This window comes from uncultured Campylobacter sp., from assembly GCF_938017615.1.
Classification (GTDB): domain Bacteria; phylum Campylobacterota; class Campylobacteria; order Campylobacterales; family Campylobacteraceae; genus Campylobacter_B.
This window is the reverse complement of record NZ_CALIJA010000049.1, coordinates 1-2,065: the sequence shown is the minus strand read 5'-3', so window position 1 is coordinate 2,065 and position 2,065 is coordinate 1. Positions and strand designations below refer to the sequence as shown.

At 36.9% G+C, this 2,065-nt stretch carries 3 protein-coding genes; all 3 read left to right on the top strand.

Annotated features, from left to right (window positions below; genetic code table 11):
• Nucleotides 1-186: 186 nt before the first annotated feature.
• Nucleotides 187-423: a hypothetical protein gene (locus Q0620_RS02155; protein ID WP_298783025.1), complete on the top strand. Its 237-nt coding sequence runs from the start codon at nucleotides 187-189 to the stop codon at nucleotides 421-423.
• Nucleotides 424-590: 167 nt separating this feature from the next.
• The gene (locus tag Q0620_RS02150) at nucleotides 591-1,700 is read left to right on the top strand and encodes a zonular occludens toxin domain-containing protein (RefSeq protein WP_298783024.1); all 1,110 of its coding nucleotides are present in this window, start codon (nucleotides 591-593) and stop codon (nucleotides 1,698-1,700) included.
• Nucleotides 1,660-2,065, top strand: a 406-nt coding sequence (locus Q0620_RS02145; protein ID WP_298783023.1) for a hypothetical protein, incomplete at its 3' end; no start/stop codon positions are given. The genes Q0620_RS02150 and Q0620_RS02145, both read left to right, overlap by 41 nt.

Here is a 2,065-nt window from a genome sequence, read left to right as displayed (position 1 = left end):
CATTGTATGTGTAAACGTGCGGGAAAGCTTGATTTTTAGTAGAATTCCATCCCGTTGGGAATTGAAACCTATTGATATTTGTGCCGTAGTAAAGGACGCTCGCTCCGTCCTTTACTTTATTTTCTATGCCATATTTTCTACGATATTCTCTATTCTGCTTTTTAAAATAATTATAAGGTTGGTATAATGCCTATTTTAGCTATTATCGGTTTTTTCGGCTCTTTCGTTAAAAAATGGGCTGCTGCTGCCGTTCGTTTCGGGACTATGCTTGCTATTTCTACTTTTATATTGGGATTTACTATCGCTTTTTATGTAGGGCTGATGTCATTGGTTTTTATCGCTCTTAGCAAGGTCAATGCTTTAATAAATTACATAAATTCTTATGCGGGTAATACTGACGAGCTTATAGCTCTTTTTTTTTAACGTTCTTAAGTCTTTGGGTGTTATAGAAGCTTTTAAGGACGTTTACACAATTTTTAAGCCTTTTTTATTTACGGCGATTTCTTTAATCGCTCTGAAAATTTTCATAAAAGGGCTTGAGAGCTTCCGTAAAACCTTACTTTACCTATTTATTTCTAGGATCGATTGAAATGGCTATCTCATATCTTACCGGCATACTGAAAAGCGGAAAGACTTATTTAGCCGTTTATCAAATTTATAAAAATTTTATCGAAGTTCCTAAGCCCTCTTTTTTCGATAAATTTATTAAAAAACCTAAGAAATCCGACAAATACGCTATTTGCTGGACTAATATAAATGAATTTGATTACTCCAAAAGCGAAAAAATCAAGCCTTTGGATATTAACGATTTCAAATATAATCTTAGTCTGCTTTATGACCTTTACGTAGGCGGTGCAAACGATACGGAGCTAAACGAAAAAGCTACAGATTTCAATCTTAATCACTGCCTTATCGTAATCGATGAGGCTCATAACTTTTTTACGAAAAAAGGTGATGAAATTTTAACCTGGTGGCTTACTTATCATGCTCATTTATTCCAGGATATTTGGCTTATAACGCAGGATTTAAGCCTAATTGATACGGGTTATAAAGCTGTAGCCGAGTATTTTTATAGAGCCGTAGAGCCTGCGCGCCGCCTTATCACTAGCCGCTTTAGGTATCAGCAGTTTATTAGCTACCGAATGAACCAAAGTGATATGATTAAGGGTGGTGGTTTTACTTTGCCTGCTCTTGGCGAGGTATTTAAGCTCTACGTAGCAGGCTCTAAGGAAAAAGGCTCGTCTATCGTAGTAAAATTTTTTGTTTTAGCTATGGTGCTTTGCTTGTTTTCTTTTTTGGCGTTCTACCGCTTTTACTCGCTCTTTAAGCCTGTCGATGAGCCTGCTCCCGCCCCCGATACCCAATCCAATCAACCTATCGAAACCGCAAGCGGTAACAGCACTAAAGCTTTATTTAATGCTTCCGTTCCAAATTCTAATGAACCTCCTATCGGCTACATTTACCAAATTTACTGCTTTTACGATCGTTGTTCCATTCAAAACGGCACTTACGATCATTTCGATCAGAGATATTTAAATTTTATCTTTTTGCGTTCCCCGCCTAAATTTAACGTGCACTCGTTTAAAGGTAAAGGTATTACGTATTTCTTTGTTGGCTTTGATAAGCCCGTTTTCGATAACTTAAAAAAGGAAGAGTTAAATGAAAAAAGTTCTTTTTCTAGTGCTATTTATTCTAAGTAGCGCCTTGTCTGAAGAAATTAAGCTCAATCTGCTTGATTTTGCCAACGTTGCCAGCCATAATTCAAAAATAGATATTCTAATCAGCGATGAGATAGATCCGAATAGCTTTTATTTCTACACCGCTAAGAATTCTGATGTAACGATAAAGCATTTCCGCAAAGCCATAGAGAGTAAAGGCTTAAAGCTTATACTTACTGACGGCTTTTATTACGTCTTTAAGAAGAATAAGGACTATGGCGACGTTAACGGGAGCATTAGCGCAGAACGTAGGTTAAGATATCTCACGCTTGCCAATAATTCCTACGACGACGCCGATAAGATAGTAAGTAAGATGACCGATCAAAACTCAAGCTATATCCGCTCTA

Excerpts from the sequence above, each read along its gene's own strand:
- Q0620_RS02155 (WP_298783025.1), top strand. The coding sequence starts at position 187 with ATGCCTATTTTAGCTATTATCGGTTTTTTCGGCTCTTTCGTTAAAAAA.
- Q0620_RS02150 (WP_298783024.1), top strand. The coding sequence starts at position 591 with ATGGCTATCTCATATCTTACCGGCATACTGAAAAGCGGAAAGACTTAT.